Below are 20,578 nucleotides of genomic sequence, written 5' to 3' on the forward strand. Positions count from 1 at the left end.
CGGGAGGATCTACTCATGTTACGCAGGACTCTGCTTGTTGCCGCATCGATGCTGGTCTGTGCCGCCACTGTGCCGGCGGCGCGCGCCGAATGGCCGGAGCGGCCGATCCGTTGGGTGGTGCCGTTCGGACCCGGCGGCGCCAACGATCTCATCGCGCGCGTCGCCGCCGAGGCGGTTCGCAAGCAGCTCGGCCAGACGATCGTGATCGAGAACCGCCCGGGCGCCGGCGCGGTGGTCGGCACCGCCGCCGTCGCCAAAGCCGCGCCGGACGGCTACACGTTCCTGATCGGCGCCGCCGGCGTCATCACCAACAGCATGCTGATCAAGAACCTCTCCTACAAGGACGAGGAACTGGTCCCGGTCGGCATGATCGCGGTCGCGCCGTCGACCATCGTCGTGCATCCGAGCGTGCCGGCCTCGAACATGAAGGAGTTCGTCGCCTGGGCGAAGGCGCAGGGCGAGAAAGGCGTGACCTGGGCGACCGCCGGCTCCGGCTCAACGCCGCATTTCGTCGCCGAGATGGTGAAGGACGCGACCGGCATCGCCATGACCATCGTGCCGTTCCGCAGCGGCAATGACGGCGTCAACGCGGTTCTGTCTAACACCGCGTCGGCGACGTCGGAAGCCAGCATCGTCGTGCTGCCGCAGATCCAGGCCGGTCTCCTGAAGCCGATCGCGACCACCTACAAGAAGCGCATCAGCGCTTATCCCTCGCTGCCGACCACGGCGGAGCAGGGTTATCCGTCGATCGAGATCGGTCATTGGGCGGGCTTGCTTGCGCCGCGCGGCACGCCGCAGCCGATCATCGACAAGATGAACGCGGCTATCCAGGCCGGCATGAAGACCCAAGAAGCGATCGACAAGCTCTCGCCGAGCGGCATCGAGCCGGCCGCCGGTTCCGTCGCCGACTTCGCCGCCTTCATCGACACCGAGCGCAAGCGCCTGGGCGCCATCGCCGTGAAGGCGAAGATGGGCGAGCAATAGGGCCATAGCGCTCCGCCCGCAGCGGGGCGGCGCGAAGCACCGACACTTCCTTCTTCTCTCATTGCCACCGGGCGGTTAGGCTTTGACCAAGCCGCCCGGAACAATGTGGCGGCAAGGGAGGTGCCCGTGACGTTTCACCGCCGCGATTTCCTGCATTGGTCGATCGGCGCCGCCGCGATTCCGGCGGCGCAAACAGCCTGGGCGCAAGCCTATCCGGCGCGTCCCGTGCGCGTCATTGTTCCCGTCGCCGCCGGCGGCGCCAACGACGTCACCGCGCGCATCGTCGGGCAGTGGCTTTCGGAACATCTCGGCCAGCAGTTCGTCGTCGAGAACCGCCCCGGGGCCGCCACCAATGTCGGCACCGAAGCGGTCATCCGCGCGTCGGCCGACGGCTACACGCTGCTCATCGCCGGCAGCAATGCGGCGATCAACGCGACCCTGTTTCCGAATCTCAACTTCAATTTCATCCGCGATACGGTGCCCATCGCCAGCATCGTGCGCGTGCCGCAGCTCATGCAGGTGACGCCATCGCTGCCGGTGAAAACGGTTCCCGAGTTCATCGCTTATGCCAAAGCCAACCCCGGCAAGGTCGCGATGGGTTCCGGCGGCAATGGTTCACCGGCGCATGTCGTCGGCGAATACTTCAAGCAGATGACCGGCACCAATCTCATCCACGTGCCGTATCGTGGCGCGGCGCCGGCTGTTGCCGACCTCATCGGCGGCCAGATCCACGTCGCTTTCACCGAACTCGCCACCTCGCTCGGCCACATCAAGTCGGGTCAGCTGCGCGCCTTGGCGGTGACGACGACCACGCGCGCGGAGGTGTTGCCGGATGTGCCGACGATGAACGAGTTCATTCCGGGCTTCGAAGCCAGCCAGTGGATCGGCCTCGTGGCGCCGAAAGGCACGCCGGCGACGATCGTCGAGAAGCTGAACAGCAGCATCAACGCCGCGCTCGCCGACCCTAAGATCAAAGCGCGCTTCGCCGATCTCGGCGGCACGGTGTTGCCCGGTTCATCCGATGACTTCGGCAAGCTCATTCGCGAGGAAACCGACAAGTGGGGCAAGGTCATCCGCGCCGCCAATATCAAGGTGGAGTGACGCGTGCAGCAACGCATTGCCGAACTCATTGGCGCCTATGCGGAGCAAGGCTTCCATCGCACGGGAACGGCGGTCGACCGGCAATCGGCGGAGTGGCTCGCGGAGGAGGTGCGCAAGATTGGGCTGGAACCGGCGCTCGAGGCCTTCTCGCTGAGCCGCGTCGATCCCGTCCGCGCCTCGCTCGCGGTGAAGGGCCGCACGATCGAGGGACTGCCGTTATTCGACGGCGGCTTCACCGGATCGAAGGGCGTCAGCGGCCGGCTCGGGCCGGTCGATAGCGATGCGGCTATCGGCCTCGCCGAGCTGCCGCCAAACGCGGCGGAAGAAGGCGCCATGGGTGAGGCGCGCCGGCGCAATCACCATCGGGCCATCGTCGGCGTCACCCATGCGGCGCGTCCTGGCTTGTGCCCGAGCAATGCCGACAGCTTCCGCTCCCCCTTCGGTCCGCCGGTGTTGCAGGTCGCGAGCGAGGAAGCCTCTTTCCTAACCGCTTGCGCGGTCGCAGGCGCGGAGGCCGTGCTCACGGCGCATGTCGAGCGAACGCCAGCCGAGGCGGTCAACGTTGTGGCGACGGTTTCCGGCATCGACAGGGACGCGGCGCCTGTGGTCGTGATGACGCCGCGCAGCGGCTGGTGGGGATGCGCGAGCGAGCGGGGCGGTGGGATCGCCTGCTGGCTGGAGATCATGCGCGCGATGCGAGACGCCGAGCCCGCCAGGAACGTGGTGTTCGTCGCATCGAGCGGGCACGAGCTTGGGCACCTCGGCATCGACAATTTCATCGAGCGCCGCCCAGGCATCGTCCCGGCGGCGAAGGCCTGGATTCATCTCGGCGCCAACATCGGCGCGGCGCAGGGGCCCGGCAATAATGTGCAGGCCTCCGACGATGAGATGGAGGCGATGCTCGCCGAGGCCATGACCAAAGCGGGGCTCGCCATCGACAACCGCCGTCCGCGCGGACTTACGCCGCGCGGAGAGGCCGAGAACGTCCATCGCGGCGGCGGGCGTTACATGTCGCTCATCGGCAACAATGCCTTGTTTCACAACACGGCCGATCGCGGCCCCAGCGTGATCGACGCGGATGTCATCGCGCGCTTCGGCCGCGTTTTCGCGGCGATCGCGGCGTCACTGGCGAGGGTATGACCGGCCGGCTGGACGCTTCTTCCCTGCCAGGGCGGCACGAGCGCTCCGGCTAAGGCCTGGCGCCCGCGGGGAGATGGCGTTCCGCCCACGATGGAACTACACTCATGCCCATCGATTGCCCTGTGAGGAGACGGCATGGGCACGATGGTTTTGCTCGATCTTATGGGTGGCGTCGCGCTGCTGCTCTGGGGCCTGCATATGGTCCAGAGCGGCATTTTGCGCGCGTTCGGGCCGGATCTCAGACGCCTGTTGGCAAAAGCGTTCCGCAACCGCTTCACGTCGTTCGGCGCCGGCTTGGCGCTTACCGCGCTGTTGCAGAGCTCGACGGCGACCGGGCTGATGACGGCCTCCTTCGCTGCCGAGGGCATGGTCGCGCTCGTGCCGGCGCTCGCCATCATGCTCGGCGCCAATGTCGGCACGACGCTGATCGTGCAACTGCTGTCGTTCAACGTCGCTGCCGTGGCGCCGGTGCTGTTCGTGCTCGGCCTCGTCGCCTTTCGCAGCGGCGGCCGCTCCAAGCTCAAGGATGTCGGCCGCATCGCCATCGGCCTCGGCCTGATGCTGCTGGCGCTGCATATCCTGCTCGACACCTTGGCTCCGGCCGAGAGCGCGCCGGCCGCGCGTGTTTTGCTCAAGGCCATCACCGACGATCCGGTGCTCTGCGTGCTGACCGCGGCCGCGCTCACCTGGGCGGCGCATTCGAGCGTTGCCACCGTGCTGCTGATCATGTCGCTGGCTTACGCGCAGTTCGTCACGCCGGCGGCCGCGCTCGCGCTGGTGCTCGGCGCCAATCTCGGCAGCGCCATCAATCCGCTGGTCGAGGGCGGCCGGCGTGGCGATCCGGCTAGCTATCGGCTGCCGCTCGGCAACTTCCTCAATCGCCTCGTCGGCGTCGTCGTGCTGCTGCCGTTCACGCAGCCTTTGGCGGCGGAGTTGCAGGTCGTCGTGCCGGACATGGCGAAGATGACGGCGGCGTTCCACGCCGGCTTCAACGTCGTGATGGCGCTGGCTTTCATCGGTCTGCTCGGTCCGATCGCGGCGATGCTCACGCGGCTCTTGCCGGAACGGCAGACGGCGGCGGACGCCGGCGCGCCGCGCTATCTTGACGACGGGGCAGTCGAGACGCCGTCGCTCGCGCTCGCGGATGCGGCGCGCGAGACCTTGCGCATGGGCGATCTGGTCGAGACCATGCTGCGCAAGGTCATGGATGCTTTGATGAACAACGACCGCGCGCTGGTGACGGAGGTCTCGCGCATGGACGATGCGGTCGACCGGCTTGACAACGCGATCAAGCTCTACGTCACGCGGCTCACCCGCAAAAACCTCGACGACAGCGAGGCGCAACGGGCGATGGAGATCGTGTCCTTCGCCATCAATCTCGAGCACATCGGCGACATCGTCGATCGCAACCTCAACGAACTCGCGGCCAAGAAGATCAAGCGCGGCCTGCAATTCTCGGGAGAGGGCGCGGCCGAGCTGATCGATTTCCATCGGCGCATTCTGGAGAGCCTGCGCATCGCCTTCGGCATCTTCATGTCCGGCGATGTCGAGCAGGCGCGCAAGCTGGTCGCGGAGAAGGCCGAGCTGCGCGGCGCGGAGATCGCGGCCGCCGAACGGCACCTGGAGCGTTTGCGCCAGGGGCGGCCCGAGACGTTGGAGACCACCTCGTTGCATCTCGACGTGCTGCGCGACTTGAAGCGCATCCATTCGCACGTCTCGTCGGTGGCTTATCCCGTCCTTGCCGCTGCCGGCGTATCGACCGCGGCCGAGGGGCACCTGCCGGGATTCGCGCCGGCCGTGCCGCGGCCTTCTTGAGCCGGGATTTTTCTCACATTTCTTGAACCTTTGCGCTTTCGATCAGTTGTTCGGAAGCAGTCATGTTTCGCCGCACCGACTATTTTGCCGGTCACTATGCAGCACGTCGTCGATATCATCGCTCGCAAGCTCGGCGAGCATTCCTCCGTCACGGACACGGTCGTCACGGCCTTGGGCAGGCTGACGCCGCAAGTGCGCGCGCTTGCGCCGCGCGAGGATATCGTTCGGCAAGGGGACAAGCCTTCGGTGTCGGTGGTCGTGCTCGAAGGCATGCTGTCGCGGTATCACACGTTGTCGAACGGCCGCCGGCAGTATCTGTCGTTCCACATCGCCGGAGACCTACCGGACCTGCAGGCGTTGTTCGTCGAGAAGATGGATCATGCGGTGTGCGCGATCGACGAGGCGCAGGTAGCGCTTGTGCCGCACGCGCAGTTGCATGAGCAGATCGACAAGGTGCCGGATTTTGCATCCGCATTGTGGCGTGAGACCTTGATCGATGCCGCGATCTTCCGTGAGGCGATCACCAACAACAGCGCCCGCGATCCGCGTGCCCGCATCGCGCATTTTCTCTGCGAGTGCTATTACCGCGCGCGCGCCGGCAAGCAGGAGCGGCAAGGCGTATGCCGTCTGCCGCTCAGTCAGACGCAGTTGGGCGAGGCACTCGGAATCTCCGTCGTCACCGTCAACCGCATGGTGCAGCAATTGCGGCGGACCAAGGCGGTGGATTGGGTCGGACACAAGCTGCACGTCTTGAACTGGCAGCAGCTTTGCGAGCTCGGCGAATTCGATCCAGCGTATCTCCACCTGAAGCGGCCGTTGCGCATGTAGGCGCGTCGCGCCGGCGACAGCTGTCGCGAGGCATGTCCTGCGGCGCAAACGCACCATTAAGGTTAACCGGCCTTTAACTCGGTACGTGCATAGTTACCGCCCGTACGCATTACCTGCGGATGCGGTGTTGGCGCGTTCGTCAGTGGTTCGTGCAAGCCGCTTCTCGGCACCGGGGGATCGCTGATCACCCCGCTTGGATCAGGTAAGGGTAAGGGGCAATTCACATGACGACCACAGTGAGCCGCATCGGCCTCGCCGCTGCCGCTATTTTCTTTGTGCCACTCGCAGCGCAGGCGGCCGATCTTTCACGCGGCCCGTACAAAGCGCCGGCCTATGTTGCGCCGGCTTATGCCAACTGGACCGGCTTCTATATCGGTCTCAACGCCGGTTACGGCTTCGGCAAATCCAATTGGGATCTGCCGGCGGTGAGCCCGAGCCCGAAGGGCTTCGTCGGCGGCGCCACCATCGGCTACAACCTTCAGACCGGTCTCTGGCTGTGGGGCCTCGAAGGCGATATCGACTATTCGGGCATGAAGGGCTCGGCCGATGGTCCTGGCGGTTCCTATGAGACCAAGGACTCGTGGATCGGTACGGCGCGGGCACGCATCGGCTACGCTGGCTGGAACAACTTCCTGCCGTTCATCACCGGCGGCGCCGCTTTCGGCGACATTAAGGCGACCGCGCCCAACGGCGCTTCGGCCTCCAAGACCCAGATTGGCTGGACCGCCGGCGGCGGTCTCGAATACGCGATGTGGGCCAACTGGAGCGTCAAGGCCGAGTATCTCTATGTCGACCTCGGCAAGTTCGATGCCGGCTCGAGCTTCGGCGTCGGCAGCGACAATGTCAGCTTCAAGACGAACCTCGTCCGCGCCGGCGTGAACTATCGCTTCTGATCGCCGCAATCGCGACGCTCTACGCAAACCCCGGGCTCGCCCCCGGGGTTTTTGTTTTAGGTCAAAACTTACCGCCCCCTTGGGCTTATCAAGTCGAGGAGACTAAAGACCGGCCGGCAGCAGGACGTTTCGCAAATGACTGGGTTCCGCATTTGGCTCGTCAGGGGCCTGATCGTCGTTGTCCTCGCCGGCGCCGGCGTCCTGGCTTGGTTGTGGTTACGACCGACGCTGCTGCCTGACGGATTCGCCAAGGCCAACGGTCGTATCGAGGCGATTGAGATCGATATCGCCACCAAGATTGCCGGTCGCGTGAAGCAGATCATGGTGGACGAGGGCGATCTCGTCACCGCTGGCCAAGTCCTCGTGAAGATGGATACGCAGGTCCTCGAAGCGCAGAAGCGCGAGGCCGAAGCACAGCACAAACGCGCCCAGATAGGCATCGACACCGCCAAAGCGCAGGTCGTGCAACGCAAGGCGGAGAAGGAGGCGGCGGTCGCGGTGGTCGCGCAGCGCGAGGCCGAACTCGATTCCGCGCAGAAGCGCTTTACCCGCTCCGATCAGCTTGCCAAGTCCGGCTCCGGCTCGATCGAGAACCTGGACAACGACCGCGCGCGCTACGAGGGCGCCAAGGCCGCGGTCCTCGCGGCGCGGGCGCAAGTCGCGGCAAGCGACTCCGCCATCAGCGCGGCGGAGTCGCAGGTCGTCACGGCGCAGGCCGCGGTCGACGCCGCTCAAGCCACGATCGAGCGCATCCAGGCTGATATCGATGACTCGACTCTGGTCGCGCCGCGCGACGGCCGCATCCAATACCGTGTCGTGCAGCCGGGCGAGGTGCTCGGCGCGGGCGGCAAGGTGTTGAACATGGTCGATCTCGGCGACGTGTTCATGACCTTCTTTCTGCCGACGTCGCAGGCCGGCCGCGTCGGCATCGGCGCCGAGACGCATCTCGTGTTCGACGCCATCCCGGCTTATGTCGTGCCGGCGCGTGTCACTTATGTCGCCGACGTCGCCCAGTTCACGCCGAAGACGGTCGAGACGGCGGAAGAACGGCAGAAGCTGATGTTCCGCATCAAAGCGAAGATCGCGCCGGAACTGCTCAAGCAGTACAGCCGCTTCGTCAAGACCGGCGTGCCCGGCGTCGCTTACGTGCAACTCGATCCGAACGCGCCATGGCCCGCCAATCTGCAGGTCAGGCTGCCGAAGCAATGAACGGGAAGGCCACCGCGAAACCGGTTGCGCGCCTGACCGAGGTAAGCCTGCGCTACGGCAAGGTGCAGGCGCTGGACAACGTCAGTCTCGATATTCCCGCCGGCGGCATGGTCGGTTTGATCGGCCCGGACGGTGTCGGCAAATCGAGCCTCCTGGCGCTGATCGCGGGCGCGCGTGCCCGCCAGAACGGCGAGATCGAGGTGCTGGGCGGCGATATGGCGTCGAGCAGCCATCGCCGCGAGGTCTGCCCGCGTATCGCCTACATGCCGCAAGGTCTCGGCAAGAATCTCTATCCGACTTTGTCCGTCGCCGAGAACATCGATTTCTTCGCCAGCCTGTTCGGTCAGGCCCGCCCCGAACGCCGGCGCCGTATCGATGCGCTCACACGCAGCACCGGGCTCAGGCCTTTCCTCGATCGCCCGGCGGGCAAGCTTTCCGGCGGCATGAAGCAGAAGCTCGGCCTGTGCTGTGCGCTCGTTCACGACCCCGATCTTCTCATTCTCGACGAGCCGACGACCGGTATCGATCCGTTGTCGCGGCGTCAGTTCTGGGATCTGATCAACCGCATTCGCGCCACGCGGCCGGGCATGAGCGTCGTCGTGGCAACGGCCTATATGGAGGAGGCCGCGCGCTTCGACTGGCTGGTCGCGATGGATGGCGGCCGGGTGCTCGCGACCGGTACGGTACAGGACCTTCTGACGCGCACCAACGCGACGACGCTCGAAGCCGCCTTCATCGCGCTGCTGCCGGAAGAGCGCCGCCGTCATCACACGCCCGTCGAGATCGTGCCGCGTCCGCCGGACCACGCGACGGTCGCCATCGAAGCCGAGCATCTGACCATGCGCTTCGGCGATTTCGTCGCCGTCGACGACGTCAGCTTTAGGATTGAGGAGGGGGAGATTTTCGGCTTCCTCGGCTCGAACGGCTGCGGCAAGACGACGACGATGAAGATGATCACTGGCCTGCTGCCGCCCAGCGCGGGCACGGCGCGGCTCTACGGTCAGCCGCTCGATCCGAACGACCTGACGACGCGCCGCCGCGTCGGCTACATGTCGCAGGGCTTCTCGCTCTATTCGGAGCTGACGGTGCGGCAGAACCTCGAGCTGCATGCCCGCCTGTTCCAGTTGCCGCCCGACAAGATCCAATCGCAGATCGCCAAGGCGGCCGAGCGCTTCGAACTCGGCGGCATCATGGACGTCTTGCCGGGCAATCTGCCGCTCGGCCAGCGCCAGCGCCTGTCGCTCGCGGTCGCCATGGTGCACGCGCCGTCGCTGCTGATCCTCGACGAGCCCACCTCGGGCGTCGATCCGGTGGCGCGCGACGCCTTCTGGCAGACGCTGATCACGCTGTCGCGCCGCGACGGCGTCACCATCTTCATCTCCACGCACTTCATGAACGAGGCCGAGCGCTGCGACCGCATCTCGCTGATGGATGCCGGCCGCGTGCTGGTCAGCGATACGCCGGCCGCGCTCATCGAGAAGCGCAAGGCGCAGAACCTCGAAGAGGCTTTCATCGGCTATCTCGAGGACGCCGCGGCCGGCAAGAAGCGCGATGGCGGCGAAGAGATGGTGGAGGGTGCAACGACCTCTACCCCCGCCCCCTCCCCACAAGGGGGAGGGCAGAAGGCAGAGAACGGGGGGAGGGAACAGTCAGAGCGAGGGGGAGGGGAGAAGGCAGAGGTTGCGGCACCGGCACCGCCACCGGCGGCGCGCGCACGCCCGCACTTCATCAATCTGCGGCGGATGCTCAGCTACAGCCGCCGCGAGGCGCTCGAACTCATGCGCGATCCGATCCGCGCCACGCTCGCGCTCGTCGGTACGCTCATCCTGATGTGCGTGATGGCCTACGGCATCACGCTCGACGTGGAGAACCTGACCTTCGCGGTGCTCGACCGCGACCAGACCACCAAAAGCGTCGACTACATCACCAACATGGCCGGCTCGCGCTATTTCACCGAGCGCGCGCCCATCACCGATTACGACGATCTCGACCGCCGCATGCGATCCGGCGATCTGACGCTCGCCATCGAGATCCCGCCGAACTTCGGCCGCGACATTGCGCGCGGCGCGCATGTCGAGATCGGCGCGTGGGTCGACGGCTCCATGCCGATGCGCGCGGAGACCATCCAAGGCTATATCCAGGCCATGCACATGCAATGGCTGGCGAAGTCCGGCATCGCCACCAGTCCGATCGATATCGCCGTGCGCTACCGCTACAACCCGGACGTCAAGAGCCTCGTCGCCATGGTGCCGGCGGTCATTCCGGTGCTGCTGCTCCTGATTCCGGCGATGCTGACGGCGCTCAGCGTTGTGCGGGAGAAGGAGCTCGGCTCGATCGTCAATCTCTATGTGACGCCGACCACCCGCCTGGAATTCCTGCTCGGCAAGCAGATACCCTACATCGTTCTTGCCCTGCTCAACTTCCTGTTGCTCACCTCGATGGCGGTCACCCTCTTCGGCGTGCCGTTGAAGGGCAGCTTCCTCACGCTCGCTGCCGGCGCCTTCCTCTATGTGATCTGCGCGACAGCGATGGGGCTCGTGATGTCGTCCTTCATAAACAGCCAGGTCGCCGCAGTGTTCGGCACCGCCATCGTCACCTTGATTCCGGCTTCGCAGTTCTCCGGCTTCATCACGCCGGTCTCTGCGCTGCAGGGATTCGGTGCGGTGATCGGCGCGGTCTATCCGACCACGCACTTCCTCACCATCACGCGCGGCACCTTCGCCAAGGCGCTGGACTTTGCCGACCTGCAGTCGTCCTTCCTTCCGTTGCTCATCGCCGTACCGGTGCTGATCGCGCTGTGCGCGGCCCTGCTCAAGAAGCAGGAGGGCTGAACGATGCGGCTCGCCAACATCTTCAATCTCGGGGGCAAGGAACTGCGCAGCCTCGCACGCGACCGGGTGATGCTGGTCCTGATCGTCTGGGCCTTCACAGGTGCGGTCTATACGGCGGCGACGGCCATCCCCGAGACGCTCAACAAGGCGTCGATCGCTATTGTCGACGAGGACGGGTCGGCATTGTCGAACCGCATCGTGTCCGCGTTCTATCCGCCCTACTTCAATCCGCCCAAGCTGGTGTCGATGGCGGAGATGGATGCCGGGCTTGACGACGGCTCGTTTACCTTCGCGCTCGACATTCCGCCGAACTTCGAGCGCGACGTGGTCGCCGGCCGCGCACCCAGCCTTCAGCTCAACGTCGACGCGACGCGCGTCAGCCAGGCCTTCACCGGCGCCGGCTATATCCAGAACATCGCGCTCACCGAAGTCGTGGCGTTCCTCATGCACCATCGCGTGCCGAGTGTCCTGCCGGTCGATCTCGCGCTGCGCATGCGCTCAAATCCCACCCTGAACGAGTCGTGGTTCGGCGCGGTGGTCGAGGTCATCAACCAGGTGACGCTGCTGTCGATCATCCTCACCGGTGCGGCGCTGATCCGCGAACGCGAGCACGGCACCATCGAGCACCTGCTGGTCATGCCGGTGACGCCGTTCGAGATCATGGTGAGCAAGATCTGGTCGATGGCGCTGGTGGTGGCGCTCGCTTGGATCGGCGCGCTGACCCTGGTGGTGCAGGGCATTCTTCACGTCCCGCTGCAGGGCTCGCTCGCTCTCGCACTGGCCGGCGCGGTGGTCACGCTCTACGCCACGACGTCGCTCGGCATCGTGCTTGCCACCACGGCGCGCTCGATGCCGCAGTTCGCACTGCTGACCATCATCGTCATCGTGCCGCTAGAGATGCTGTCCGGCGGCGCGACACCGCGCGAAAGCATGCCGCAATTCGTGCAGGACATCATGCTGGCGGCGCCGACGACGCATTTCATCATGCTGGCGCAGGCGATCCTGTTCCGCGGCGCCGGCTTCGACGTGGTCTGGCCGCAATTCCTGGCGTTGTTCGTGATCGGCACGGTGCTGTTCAGCGTCGCGCTCGTGCGCTTCCGCAAGGCCATCATGGAGCAGGGGTGAGCGCGGCAACGCGTAGGGTGGGCTAAGGCGGCGTAGCCGCCGAGCCCACCAGCGGATTCGCCAGCGTGTGAATTCGTCTGCGGTGGGCACGGCGCGCTATAGCGCGTCGAAGACGCGCGTAACCGCGCTGGTGGCGCGCCTTTGCCCACCCTACGCGCTACTTCTGTCGTCCCGGGCGAGCGCATTCGCGCGAGGTCCAGGAATTGTACGCCGCGACGATGCCATACACACGGCGTCATGCCCGGGCTTGACCCGGGCATCCATGATGCTTCTCCAAGGATGAGAGCCGTACGTGCCGAATTGCTCGTTGCACGGCGTCATGGATTGCCGGGTCAAGCCCGGCAATGACCGTGCGGAGATACGGCGTATGGGTCCCCGCTTGCGCGGGGACGACAGCGGAATGTGGGTCGCGCACGGCGTTGCCACTTGCGCGCTTCACCCTCCCCTCGAGGGGGAGGGTCGCGAGCGAAGCGAGCGGGGTGGGGTGACTCTTGCGTATTCGACATTCACCCCACCCCGACCGCCTTCGCTGCGCTCGGCGGTCGACCCTCCCCCTCCAGGGGAGGTGAAGAGAAGCCGTGCACGCGGCGGGCGATGCCGCGCCATCATTCACAGCGGCGGCAGCGGCCCCGGCCGTTCCGGCGCGGTGCCGGCGATGCGGTTCTGTGCGTCGAGACGCACCACCACCGGGGCGTAGTCCTTCGGCACGGTGTCCAATGTCGTGAAGGTGGCGATGATGACGAGGTCGCCGACATTGATGAGGTGCGCGGCGGCGCCGTTGGCGCAGAGCACGCCGCTGCCGGCCGGCGCCTCGATGGCATACGTCGTCAGCCGCTCGCCGTTGGTGACGTTCCAGACATGCACTTCCTCGTAAGCGACGATGTCGGCGGCGTCCATGAGATCCTTGTCGATCGAGAAGCTGCCTTCGTAGTGCAGGTCGGCTTGCGTCACCGTGCCCCGGTGCAGCTTGCTCTTGAACATGCGGCGGTTCATGGCCTCGCGGTCCCCGTATCGGCGTCAGGCGACGCGCCGGCCTTCGGCGTCGATGAGCGGCGTGCCGTCTTCCTTCGCCAGCGGGCCCGGCGGCAGCGTGTCGAGGAGATCGAGCACCCTTTCGCTCGGGCGGCAGAGACGCACGCCCTTGGGCGTGCAGACGATCGGCCGGTTCACCAGGATCGGGTGTTCGACCATGGCGTCGAGCAGCGTCTCGTCCGACACGCCTTCCGCCAGCAGGCCGAGCTCGGCCGCCGGGGATTTCGTCTCGCGCAGCGCTTGTCGCGGCGTCAGTCCGGCGGCGGCGAAGAGGCCAAGCAGTTGCGGTTTGGTCCAGCCGGTCGCCAGGTATTCGATGACGGTCGGCTTTTCCCCAGCCGCTTCGATGATCGCCAGCACGTTGCGCGATGTGCCGCAGCCTGGATTGTGGTAGATGACGATGCTCATGGCCCCATGTCCCTTTCCGGGCCGCCTCGTAGCAGCCGCGCGTGACGATCACAATTGCCGAACGCGCGGGGCACGCGGCGCTGTTTGGAAGAGCTGCCGGAAGTTCCGGCAGCGCGCCGACGGGCCCGCAACAGGATAGGTGAGATGCGTCTAGCCTTCGTCTTGGCTGCCTTCGCCCTCATTGCGCCGCAGGCCATGGCCGCGACCGCGCAGGGCGAGGGACGCTGGTGCACCGTCAACAATCCGGGGATCGGCAACGTGCAATGGGATTGCCGCTATCCGACGCTCGCCGCCTGCGCCGCCACCGTCGGCAGCGGCGATGGCGCCTGCCTGGAGAATCCGAACTGGCATCTGCCGCGGCCGCGTCCCGTTATACGTTGAGCTGCGCTAGCGCGGCTGGCCGGTGAAGGCGACGCCGTATTCGCCGCCGAGCCGCCACACGACGCGGCATTCGCGCCGCGTGTCGATGCCGTCGCCGGTCACTGCCAGTGTGAAGGTATCCGGCAGCTCGGTCTCGGCATATAGCCGCGCGCCGCCGTCGGAGATGTCGATAACCATGCAGGTGCGTGGCAGCGAGCCGAGACCGCATTGATACTGTGCCACGCGGTTGATGACGCGGCGTTGGGTTTTGCGGCGATCCTTGAACACGGGTCCTGGCGTCCTGCCGGCGGCGAAGTGCGCAACGAATACGGATCGGACTTTCAAAACCGCTTAATGCAGTCTCGTTATTTTTAATCCATCTTTCGACATGACGCCGAGGCTCGTGCATGCCTAAAGCTCGCGGCGTATTTTAGCCGTTAGCTTCTACATTTTGGCGCTTCGGAAATCGCAGTTCCTTACCATAGTCCGTCGCCGTCATCACGGATTGTCCTGGCGGTGCTAGCCTTCGCGCGTCAGTGGCGCCGCCTCAGGTGCCGGGCATTGCAAGGAGTGACCGTCGTGTCGAAACGTTTAAGTACATTTGATGCCGCCGCGTGCGGCTGCGCCGCTTGTTCGGAAGAAGGCCTCTCGCGCCGTGGCTTTCTCTCCGGCGCGGCGGTGAGCACGGCAGCGGTGGTCGCCGGCGCCGGACTCAATCTCGCGACCCCGCGTGCGGCTTCGGCGCAGTCGACGATGACGCCCGACGCCGCGTTGCAGGCGCTGATGGACGGCAACCGCCGCTTCACCGAGCGCAAGATGACCGCCTTCGACGAAGATCTGTCGCTGCTGAAGCAGAACACGGCCGAGAAGCAGGAGCCGTTCGCGGCCGTGCTGTCCTGCGCCGACTCGCGCGTGCCGGTGGAGATCGCCTTCGACCAATCGATCGGCCATCTGTTCGTCACGCGCGTCGCCGGCAACATCACCACGCCGGAAATCACGGCGAGCCTCGAATACGGCGCGCTCGTACTCGGCACCAAGGTGATCATGGTGCTCGGCCACGGCAATTGCGGCGCGGTCAAAGCCACCATCGACGGCAAGCCGGTGCCGGGCCAGATCAGCGCGCTCTATGCGCCGATCCGCCCCGCGGTCGATCAGGCCGGACCCGATCTCGAAGCCGCGATCAGGGCCAACGCCAAGAACCAGGCGCGTATCCTGGCGCAGGCCTCGCCCGTGCTCGCCGGCCTCATCAAGGAGAACAAGCTCAAGGTCGTGGCCGCGCATTACGACCTCAACAACGGCCGCGTCTCGCTGCTGTGACGCACCGTCGCGCCCTCGCGGACCCGCGGGGGCGCCGTGGGGCTTTGCGCCTCTCATAGAAAATAATCCTTGACGATCGTGACGCTGGTTCGCTAGCGTTGCGCCAAGCTCGTGAGCTGCGCCTGAGGCGTGGCCGCGGGCTTTTTTATTTCCTCAAACCGATGGAGACCGCCATGGCGAAACGTCCCGCCAGGGGCGCGGGCGCGGCCGCGCGCGCCCCAAAGCGTCGCGGCGCAAAGCGCGCACCGGGCCGTCAGTCCCGCAAAATCGATTTCACGCCACGCATGATGGAAAGCATCCGCCAGCGGTACGAGCACAGCGCCGACGGCGCGGAGGTCATCGGCCACGATTGCGGTGTCAGCAAGTCGGTCATCCAGCGGCTCGCGCGCGAGCAGAACTGGGTCGTCTACAAAGCGCCGCCGCGAGACTTGTCGGCCGCCGAGCGGCTCGCGCTCGAGGCGGAGGCGCTGGAGGCTAGTCAGGCTGCCGCACCGCCCCCCGCCAGTAACGTTGCCGCGTTGCCGGCATCGACCGACGGCGCGGCGACGCCCGTTGTGGGCGAAGCCACGCTACCCGACGAACTGACACGTAAGATCGAGCGGCTGATGCGCGCTGTCGATACCGAGATCGACGTTTACGAAGGTTTGCGCGCGCGGCTCAAGCATCTGCCGGAGGCGGCTATCGAAGCCGAGCGCACGGCGCGCACACTTTCCTCGCTCACCACGACGCTTCACCGGTTGCAGCGCCTGCGCGCTGGCCACATCGAGAACACACCGCATGCCGATTACGACGACGTCCCCACCGATCTTGACGCATTCCGTGACGAACTTGCGCGTCGTATTGAGGCGTTTATGGAAAGCCACACAGACGAGGAGCTTGCTGAAGACCTGGAACGGGCCCGAGCTCACTCGGTTCAACCGTGACTTCCTCACGCTTGCCCACCGCCATCAGGAGCCTCGGGCTTACGGCAACGACGGTGACGCGTGGACGACTTGGCTGGTGCTTGGCGGCCGGGGCGCGGGCAAGACCCGTCTCGGCGCCGAGTGGGTGCGCGCTCTGGCCATGGGCCGGCCGCCTTATACCGAGGCACGCGCCCATCATATCGCGCTCATCGGCGAGACTGAGCACGATGTGCGCGAGGTGATGATCGACGGTCCGGCCGGACTGATACACACCTCACCGACCAGCGAGCGGCCCCAATACACATCCTCGCGTAAACGCCTGGAGTGGTCCAACGGCACGATCGCTTACGCCTTTTCGGCGGAAGATCCCGACCAGCTGCGCGGGCCGCAGTTCGACGCGGCCTGGTGCGACGAGCTCGCCAAATGGCGGGATCCGGATGCGGTGTTCGACATGCTGCAGTTCGGGCTTCGCCTTGGCCAGAGACCGCGCCAGCTCGTCACCACGACGCCGCGGCCGATCGCGCTGATCAAGCGGCTCATCGACGATCCGCGCACCGCGGTCACGCACGCGTCGACCCACGCCAACCGCGCGCATCTCGCATCGGCCTTCTTCGACGCCGTGATCGGCCGCTACGAGGGCACGCAGCTCGGCCGCCAGGAAATAGACGGCGAGGTGGTCGAGGAGCGCACCGACGGGCTGTGGACGCGCGCGACGATCGAGCGCGCGCGCGTTGCCGAGGCGCCGCCTTTGCGCCGTGTCGTTGTCGGGGTCGATCCGCCGGCTTCGGCGCGGGAGGGCGCCGATATCTGCGGCATCGTCGCCGCCGGCATCGCCGAGAACGATATCGTCTATGTGCTCGCCGACGAGAGCGAGGGACGGCTGTCGCCCGCCGCCTGGGCGAACAAGGCGATCGCGCTCTATCGGCGGCTCGAGGCCGACGCCATCATTGCCGAGGTGAACATGGGCGGCGATATGGTGGCGCAGGTGTTCCGGCAGATCGATTACACCGTGCCGGTGCGGCAGGTGCGCGCGACACGCGCCAAGTTCACGCGCGCCGAGCCGGTGGCCACGCTCTACACGCAGGGCAGGGTGCGCCATGTCGGCGCGCCGATGCGCGCGCTCGAAGACCAGATGTGCGACTTCGGCCTCGACGGCCTGTCGGACGGGCATTCGCCGGACCGCCTCGATGCCCTGGTCTGGGCGGTGACGGCGCTGACGTCGCGCCGCTCTCAGGGCCCGCGCATTACGTTCTTGTGAGGCACGGGCCGAAATCGGCGACGACCCGCTGTCGTCCCCCGCCTTCGCGGGGACGACACGATCGCGATCGCCGCTTCGTGATGTCCTAAGCGCGCCTGATCAAGCCGATGATCAAAAGCAGGATCACGGCGCCGATCACGGCATTGATGATGGCGGCGATGACGCCGCCGCCGATCAGGATGCCGAGGCGCGGCAACAGCCAGCCGGCGATGATGGCGCCGACGATGCCGACCACGATGTTACCGAGGATCCCGAAACCGAAGCCTTTGACGATGAGGCCGGCGAGCCAGCCCGCGACGCCGCCGATGATGAGCCAGATGATGATGTCGACGAGAGTCATTGAAGCATCCTCCGCCTTGCATGCCGGCACCCGGCGGCCGGCCTTTGCCGAGACGCTCACGGCAAAAAGTGTAGGGCGAGTCGGCGGCGCCGGGCTAGCCGCAAAGCGGCGCGGTCCACATCGCGCCGGGCCGCTTTGGCAACGCCGGTTTGACCCAGGTCAACGGACGCACCGCCGCACCCGATAGAAATTGCAGGCATGTCCGGTGCCGCAACACATGATCGGGTTGAACATGACGCGCATTGATTGGCTGACGCAGACGGCGCTCCTCGCCGTCGTGCTGCTGACCGCTTCGCCCGCGTTTGCGGACGACGTGCCCAAGCTCGATGTGGGTGCGACGTGCCGCGCCGGCGCGGAGGCCTATCCGGGGGGCGGCGGCGAGAAGGCGTGTCTGGCCGACGAGCAGGACGCCCGCACGACGTTGACGCAACAATGGTCGCAATATTCGGCCGAAAGCCGGCGGCGCTGCACGCAGATGGTCAGCGATATTCCCGGCACGCAAAGCTACATCGAACTGTTGAGCTGTCTCGAGATGGCCAGGGACGCGCAAGGACTTCCGAAGGATAAGCTCTGATAGCGCGGATCGGTACGAGCCGCTCCGTCAGCTCTCCCGCGCCAACTGCGATTCTTCGGCCGTGCGTTCGAAGGTCTCGGCCGCGCTCTTGATGCGATACATGCGCCTGTCGTCGCGTTCGACCGGCAGATGCCGCATGATCTTGTAGAGGCCGCGGGCGGCTCCGCTGGCGATGCCGCTTTCAAAGTAGACGCTCGCGCCGACCGGAAACTTGTGCATCATCTTCTTCTCCGTAGTGGCCGTTCAAAAATGCAAACGCCCGGCTTGAGCGGCCGGGCGTTCTCTAAGGGGGGTATGTGCGAACGCTTAGGCGTTCTGCAGATTGCCGGCCGCCTGCTTGCCACGCTCGGTGACGACGTCATAAGAGACGCGCTGGCCTTCGTTGAGGGTGCTCATGCCGGCGCGCTCGACAGCGCTGATGTGCACGAACACGTCGCGCGAGCCGTCGCTCGGGGTAATGAAGCCGAAGCCCTTTTGCGTATTGAAGAACTTCACGGTACCTGTTGCCATGATGGCGATATCCTTGAGAGTGATCGAGTTAAGCTTGTCCGCGCCGGAGCGAATTCCCGCCTCGGCGATCGAAACTGATAAGATTTTTTGAGAGGTGGCTTGGTTCGCGGCCCGCTGGGCGGCGGCAAGACAATGCCAAAAAAGCTCGTTTCAACGCGCCCTTCATACGCTCTTTTGCGGGAAAGGTCAATGTAACGAGATTCGGGCATGGAACTCGCGGCGAGAAGCGCCGCTGGTGCGGTACTTTTCGCGCGGCGCCTCCGTTCAGGCGAACGGATTGTAGCCCGGCTTTTTGTAAAGCGTGCCGCTCTTGTCGACGATGTCGGGCTTGTACACGGCCTCGGCCCAATCGGCCGGCGCGTAATCTTCGATGGCGACGGACACGGCTTTCTCAGGCGAACCCAGCACCGCCATCAAGGTCTTGGCGAGCTCGTCTGCAAGCTTTGCTTTGTCCGCTTCCGGCTTGCCGGCATGCATTTTCACGATGATGTGGGGCATCGAGGTTCCTTTCCTGCTGCTTGAATTTCGTCGCCTGAAGGCGCAGCGGCACCTGCCGTCCGCGGTGAAGACTCGTGTGAGCCATAGCATCGCCGGCCGCGGGCAACCACGATGGTTTCGCTTCGGCGGCTTTCAAAGCCGACGCGCAGGGGGGCGCTGTTATCCGGCACGCAGGCGTTATCGACGCCGACGATGGCCCGTGTGCGAGGCGTGTTGCGATCGGTCGTCATAAACGCGCTGCGGCCGGTGTCCTGTCCTGCGTGCATGGCGGACGATGCGGCGGTCGCGCCCAACGGAAATGCGTTGCGATACGGCAGACGCTGCTGCGTCCCTCTTCGCGGCCATCGCGCCGGGTGGCGTGTCTCGCTGCGGCTATCCGCCGGTGCGCCAGGTCTGCGCCGTAGCGGTATTCAGAGAATATTAGGCTTAACCGCGCGTTATCATTATTGGCGCAAAGTAGTTGTGCTGCTGATCGCAAGTATTCGCGGGCGCGAATGCGGGCGATGGCGGCGCGAATACGATTTTACCGCTCAGCGGGTACTCCGTTCGGCTCCGAATACAGTGTTACCGCTGACGGGAGCCGGATCGCGGTGCTCGGTCGTCATTTTCAGTCATCAAGGACCGCCACAATGACAGTCAAGAAAGTGCGAATTGCAATCGCCGTCGCTGGGCTCCTGTTCGTGGCGCCGTTCGCCGCACAGGCCGCCGACATGCCGCAGCCGGCCTACAAGGCGCCGCCGGTCTATATCGCGCCGTTCACCTGGACCGGCTTCTATGTCGGCGTCAACGGCGGCTACATGCGCGGCACGTCGCAATGGACCGGCGGTGCTGGCGACTTCTCGGTGTCGCCGAACGGCTGGATGATCGGCGGCACGCTCGGCTACAACATTCAGACGGGCAACTGGGTCTGGGGTGTCGAAGGCGACATCGACTATGCCAACCTCAAGGGCACGACCAACGGCTGCTCGAGCTGCACGACCAAACAAACCTGGCTGTCGACGGTGCGCGGCCGCATCGGCTGGGCCTTCGATCGCTGGATGCCTTACATCACCGGCGGCGGCGCCTTCGGCAACGCCTATGTCTCGACCGCCGGCGGTTCGGTCGACCGCACCAAGGGCGGCTGGACCGCGGGTGGCGGTCTCGAATGGGCGTTCGCCGATCGCTGGTCGGCCAAGGCCGAATATCTTTATGTCGATCTCGGCTCGGCGAGCTGCGGCTATGCGACCTGCATCCTGCCCGCCGATGCCACCGTCAGCTTCAAGGCCAACCTCGTCCGGGCCGGTGTGAACTACCGGTTCTAGACGCGAGACGGTTCAATGCGCGCCGGTCGCTGAGCGTATCGACACGGCACAGACTCCCGGCCGGCTTGTTGCCCCTTGCCGGCCGGGAGCAAACCGCGACCAAACGCTTGCGTGCCGTCGTGGGCGAGGGGCCGGGCAGGCCGACGTCTTAC

The 20,578-nt window shown here is 65.7% G+C and carries 22 protein-coding genes; 15 read left to right on the forward strand and 7 right to left on the reverse strand.

The window, feature by feature from the left end; all coding sequences use genetic code 11:
- The first annotated feature begins 15 nt into the window (after nucleotides 1-15).
- From DW352_RS00310 to DW352_RS00350, 9 genes are all read left to right on the forward strand, one after another.
- Entirely contained in the window at nucleotides 16-984 is a 969-nt protein-coding gene (locus DW352_RS00310) for a Bug family tripartite tricarboxylate transporter substrate binding protein (protein WP_115687446.1), read from the forward strand.
- 126 nt (nucleotides 985-1,110) lie between these two features.
- Nucleotides 1,111-2,085, forward strand: a complete 975-nt coding sequence (locus DW352_RS00315; protein ID WP_245434265.1) for a Bug family tripartite tricarboxylate transporter substrate binding protein — start codon at nucleotides 1,111-1,113, stop codon at nucleotides 2,083-2,085.
- Nucleotides 2,086-2,088: 3 nt separating this feature from the next.
- Nucleotides 2,089-3,225 carry a M28 family peptidase gene (locus tag DW352_RS00320; RefSeq protein WP_115687448.1) on the forward strand — a complete coding sequence of 379 codons (1,137 nt, stop codon included), beginning with the start codon at nucleotides 2,089-2,091 and terminating at the stop codon, nucleotides 3,223-3,225.
- Between the two features lie 135 nt (nucleotides 3,226-3,360).
- Nucleotides 3,361-5,040 (forward strand): Na/Pi cotransporter family protein, encoded by a 1,680-nt coding sequence (locus DW352_RS00325; RefSeq protein WP_115687450.1) that lies wholly within the window; start codon nucleotides 3,361-3,363, stop codon nucleotides 5,038-5,040.
- Between the two features lie 96 nt (nucleotides 5,041-5,136).
- Complete coding sequence (locus DW352_RS00330) at nucleotides 5,137-5,868, forward strand: Crp/Fnr family transcriptional regulator (RefSeq protein WP_115687452.1); 732 nt, start codon at nucleotides 5,137-5,139, stop codon at nucleotides 5,866-5,868.
- A gap of 224 nt (nucleotides 5,869-6,092) precedes the next feature.
- A complete protein-coding gene (locus DW352_RS00335) occupies nucleotides 6,093-6,761 on the forward strand; it encodes an outer membrane protein (protein WP_115687454.1) in 669 nt (222 codons plus the stop codon).
- Nucleotides 6,762-6,896: 135 nt separating this feature from the next.
- The gene (locus tag DW352_RS00340) at nucleotides 6,897-7,970 is read left to right on the forward strand and encodes an HlyD family secretion protein (protein ID WP_115687456.1); all 1,074 of its coding nucleotides are present in this window, start codon (nucleotides 6,897-6,899) and stop codon (nucleotides 7,968-7,970) included.
- Complete coding sequence (rbbA, locus tag DW352_RS00345; RefSeq protein ID WP_115687458.1) at nucleotides 7,967-10,801, forward strand: ribosome-associated ATPase/putative transporter RbbA; 2,835 nt, start codon at nucleotides 7,967-7,969, stop codon at nucleotides 10,799-10,801. The genes DW352_RS00340 and rbbA overlap by 4 nt, the downstream gene beginning before the upstream one ends.
- 3 nt (nucleotides 10,802-10,804) lie before the next feature.
- Nucleotides 10,805-11,926: an ABC transporter permease gene (locus DW352_RS00350; RefSeq protein ID WP_115687460.1), complete on the forward strand. Its 1,122-nt coding sequence runs from the start codon at nucleotides 10,805-10,807 to the stop codon at nucleotides 11,924-11,926.
- Nucleotides 11,927-12,535: 609 nt separating this feature from the next.
- Here DW352_RS00350 and panD read toward each other — a convergent pair.
- Complete coding sequence (panD, locus tag DW352_RS00355; protein WP_115687462.1) at nucleotides 12,536-12,919, reverse strand: aspartate 1-decarboxylase; 384 nt, start codon at nucleotides 12,917-12,919, stop codon at nucleotides 12,536-12,538.
- Between the two features lie 24 nt (nucleotides 12,920-12,943).
- Nucleotides 12,944-13,366 carry an arsenate reductase (glutaredoxin) gene (gene arsC, locus DW352_RS00360; protein ID WP_115687464.1) on the reverse strand — a complete coding sequence of 141 codons (423 nt, stop codon included), beginning with the start codon at nucleotides 13,364-13,366 and terminating at the stop codon, nucleotides 12,944-12,946.
- A gap of 144 nt (nucleotides 13,367-13,510) precedes the next feature.
- On the opposite strand from arsC, the gene DW352_RS00365 reads away from it, so the two are divergent.
- Nucleotides 13,511-13,747, forward strand: a complete 237-nt coding sequence (locus tag DW352_RS00365; RefSeq protein WP_115687466.1) for a DUF3551 domain-containing protein — start codon at nucleotides 13,511-13,513, stop codon at nucleotides 13,745-13,747.
- Between the two features lie 6 nt (nucleotides 13,748-13,753).
- Here the strand turns inward: DW352_RS00365 and DW352_RS00370 are convergent, their stop codons facing one another.
- Complete coding sequence (locus tag DW352_RS00370; RefSeq protein ID WP_162826678.1) at nucleotides 13,754-14,014, reverse strand: PilZ domain-containing protein; 261 nt, start codon at nucleotides 14,012-14,014, stop codon at nucleotides 13,754-13,756.
- A 291-nt stretch (nucleotides 14,015-14,305) separates the two neighbouring features.
- On the opposite strand from DW352_RS00370, the gene DW352_RS00375 reads away from it, so the two are divergent.
- The 3 genes from DW352_RS00375 to DW352_RS00380 all read left to right on the forward strand — a co-directional run bounded on the left by DW352_RS00375 (nucleotide 14,306) and on the right by DW352_RS00380 (nucleotide 17,203).
- Complete coding sequence (locus DW352_RS00375) at nucleotides 14,306-15,043, forward strand: carbonic anhydrase (protein ID WP_115694165.1); 738 nt, start codon at nucleotides 14,306-14,308, stop codon at nucleotides 15,041-15,043.
- A gap of 173 nt (nucleotides 15,044-15,216) precedes the next feature.
- On the forward strand, nucleotides 15,217-15,966 hold the full coding sequence (locus DW352_RS27240; protein WP_245434266.1) for a hypothetical protein: 750 nt from the start codon (nucleotides 15,217-15,219) through the stop codon (nucleotides 15,964-15,966).
- Nucleotides 15,920-17,203, forward strand: coding sequence for a DNA-packaging protein (locus DW352_RS00380; RefSeq protein ID WP_245434267.1), 1,284 nt, complete (start codon nucleotides 15,920-15,922; stop codon nucleotides 17,201-17,203). Before DW352_RS27240 ends, DW352_RS00380 begins: the two co-directional genes overlap by 47 nt.
- A gap of 85 nt (nucleotides 17,204-17,288) precedes the next feature.
- Here DW352_RS00380 and DW352_RS00385 read toward each other — a convergent pair whose 3' ends face one another.
- Entirely contained in the window at nucleotides 17,289-17,543 is a 255-nt protein-coding gene (locus DW352_RS00385; RefSeq protein WP_115687472.1) for a GlsB/YeaQ/YmgE family stress response membrane protein, read from the reverse strand.
- A gap of 232 nt (nucleotides 17,544-17,775) precedes the next feature.
- Between DW352_RS00385 and DW352_RS00390 the strand changes: the two genes are divergently transcribed.
- Nucleotides 17,776-18,117 (forward strand): hypothetical protein, encoded by a 342-nt coding sequence (locus DW352_RS00390; protein ID WP_162826679.1) that lies wholly within the window; start codon nucleotides 17,776-17,778, stop codon nucleotides 18,115-18,117.
- 27 nt (nucleotides 18,118-18,144) lie between these two features.
- On the opposite strand, the gene DW352_RS00395 is transcribed toward DW352_RS00390, so the two are convergent.
- The 3 genes from DW352_RS00395 to DW352_RS00405 all read right to left on the reverse strand — a co-directional run bounded on the left by DW352_RS00395 (nucleotide 18,145) and on the right by DW352_RS00405 (nucleotide 19,125).
- Complete coding sequence (locus DW352_RS00395) at nucleotides 18,145-18,339, reverse strand: hypothetical protein (RefSeq protein WP_115687476.1); 195 nt, start codon at nucleotides 18,337-18,339, stop codon at nucleotides 18,145-18,147.
- Nucleotides 18,340-18,423: 84 nt separating this feature from the next.
- Nucleotides 18,424-18,627, reverse strand: a complete 204-nt coding sequence (locus DW352_RS00400; protein ID WP_115687478.1) for a cold-shock protein — start codon at nucleotides 18,625-18,627, stop codon at nucleotides 18,424-18,426.
- Nucleotides 18,628-18,891: 264 nt separating this feature from the next.
- On the reverse strand, nucleotides 18,892-19,125 hold the full coding sequence (locus DW352_RS00405) for a tautomerase family protein (RefSeq protein ID WP_115687480.1): 234 nt from the start codon (nucleotides 19,123-19,125) through the stop codon (nucleotides 18,892-18,894).
- Between the two features lie 629 nt (nucleotides 19,126-19,754).
- Between DW352_RS00405 and DW352_RS00410 the strand changes: the two genes are divergently transcribed.
- On the forward strand, nucleotides 19,755-20,426 hold the full coding sequence (locus DW352_RS00410) for an outer membrane protein (protein ID WP_162826680.1): 672 nt from the start codon (nucleotides 19,755-19,757) through the stop codon (nucleotides 20,424-20,426).
- Nucleotides 20,427-20,578 lie beyond the last annotated feature (152 nt).

It is taken from the genome of Pseudolabrys taiwanensis (assembly GCF_003367395.1).
In the GTDB taxonomy this organism is placed as follows: domain Bacteria; phylum Pseudomonadota; class Alphaproteobacteria; order Rhizobiales; family Xanthobacteraceae; genus Pseudolabrys; species Pseudolabrys taiwanensis.

Coding starts and splice junctions, on each gene's coding strand:
- DW352_RS00310 (WP_115687446.1), top strand. CDS start 16: ATGTTACGCAGGACTCTGCTTGTTGCCGCATCGATGCTGGTCTGTGCC.
- DW352_RS00325 (WP_115687450.1), top strand. CDS start 3,361: ATGGGCACGATGGTTTTGCTCGATCTTATGGGTGGCGTCGCGCTGCTG.
- DW352_RS00330 (WP_115687452.1), top strand. CDS start 5,137: ATGCAGCACGTCGTCGATATCATCGCTCGCAAGCTCGGCGAGCATTCC.
- DW352_RS00335 (WP_115687454.1), top strand. CDS start 6,093: ATGACGACCACAGTGAGCCGCATCGGCCTCGCCGCTGCCGCTATTTTC.
- DW352_RS00340 (WP_115687456.1), top strand. CDS start 6,897: ATGACTGGGTTCCGCATTTGGCTCGTCAGGGGCCTGATCGTCGTTGTC.
- rbbA (WP_115687458.1), top strand. CDS start 7,967: ATGAACGGGAAGGCCACCGCGAAACCGGTTGCGCGCCTGACCGAGGTA.
- DW352_RS00350 (WP_115687460.1), top strand. CDS start 10,805: ATGCGGCTCGCCAACATCTTCAATCTCGGGGGCAAGGAACTGCGCAGC.
- panD (WP_115687462.1), bottom strand. CDS start 12,919: ATGAACCGCCGCATGTTCAAGAGCAAGCTGCACCGGGGCACGGTGACG.
- arsC (WP_115687464.1), bottom strand. CDS start 13,366: ATGAGCATCGTCATCTACCACAATCCAGGCTGCGGCACATCGCGCAAC.
- DW352_RS00365 (WP_115687466.1), top strand. CDS start 13,511: ATGCGTCTAGCCTTCGTCTTGGCTGCCTTCGCCCTCATTGCGCCGCAG.
- DW352_RS27240 (WP_245434266.1), top strand. CDS start 15,217: ATGGCGAAACGTCCCGCCAGGGGCGCGGGCGCGGCCGCGCGCGCCCCA.
- DW352_RS00385 (WP_115687472.1), bottom strand. CDS start 17,543: ATGACTCTCGTCGACATCATCATCTGGCTCATCATCGGCGGCGTCGCG.
- DW352_RS00390 (WP_162826679.1), top strand. CDS start 17,776: ATGACGCGCATTGATTGGCTGACGCAGACGGCGCTCCTCGCCGTCGTG.
- DW352_RS00395 (WP_115687476.1), bottom strand. CDS start 18,339: ATGATGCACAAGTTTCCGGTCGGCGCGAGCGTCTACTTTGAAAGCGGC.
- DW352_RS00400 (WP_115687478.1), bottom strand. CDS start 18,627: ATGGCAACAGGTACCGTGAAGTTCTTCAATACGCAAAAGGGCTTCGGC.
- DW352_RS00405 (WP_115687480.1), bottom strand. CDS start 19,125: ATGCCCCACATCATCGTGAAAATGCATGCCGGCAAGCCGGAAGCGGAC.
- DW352_RS00410 (WP_162826680.1), top strand. CDS start 19,755: ATGACAGTCAAGAAAGTGCGAATTGCAATCGCCGTCGCTGGGCTCCTG.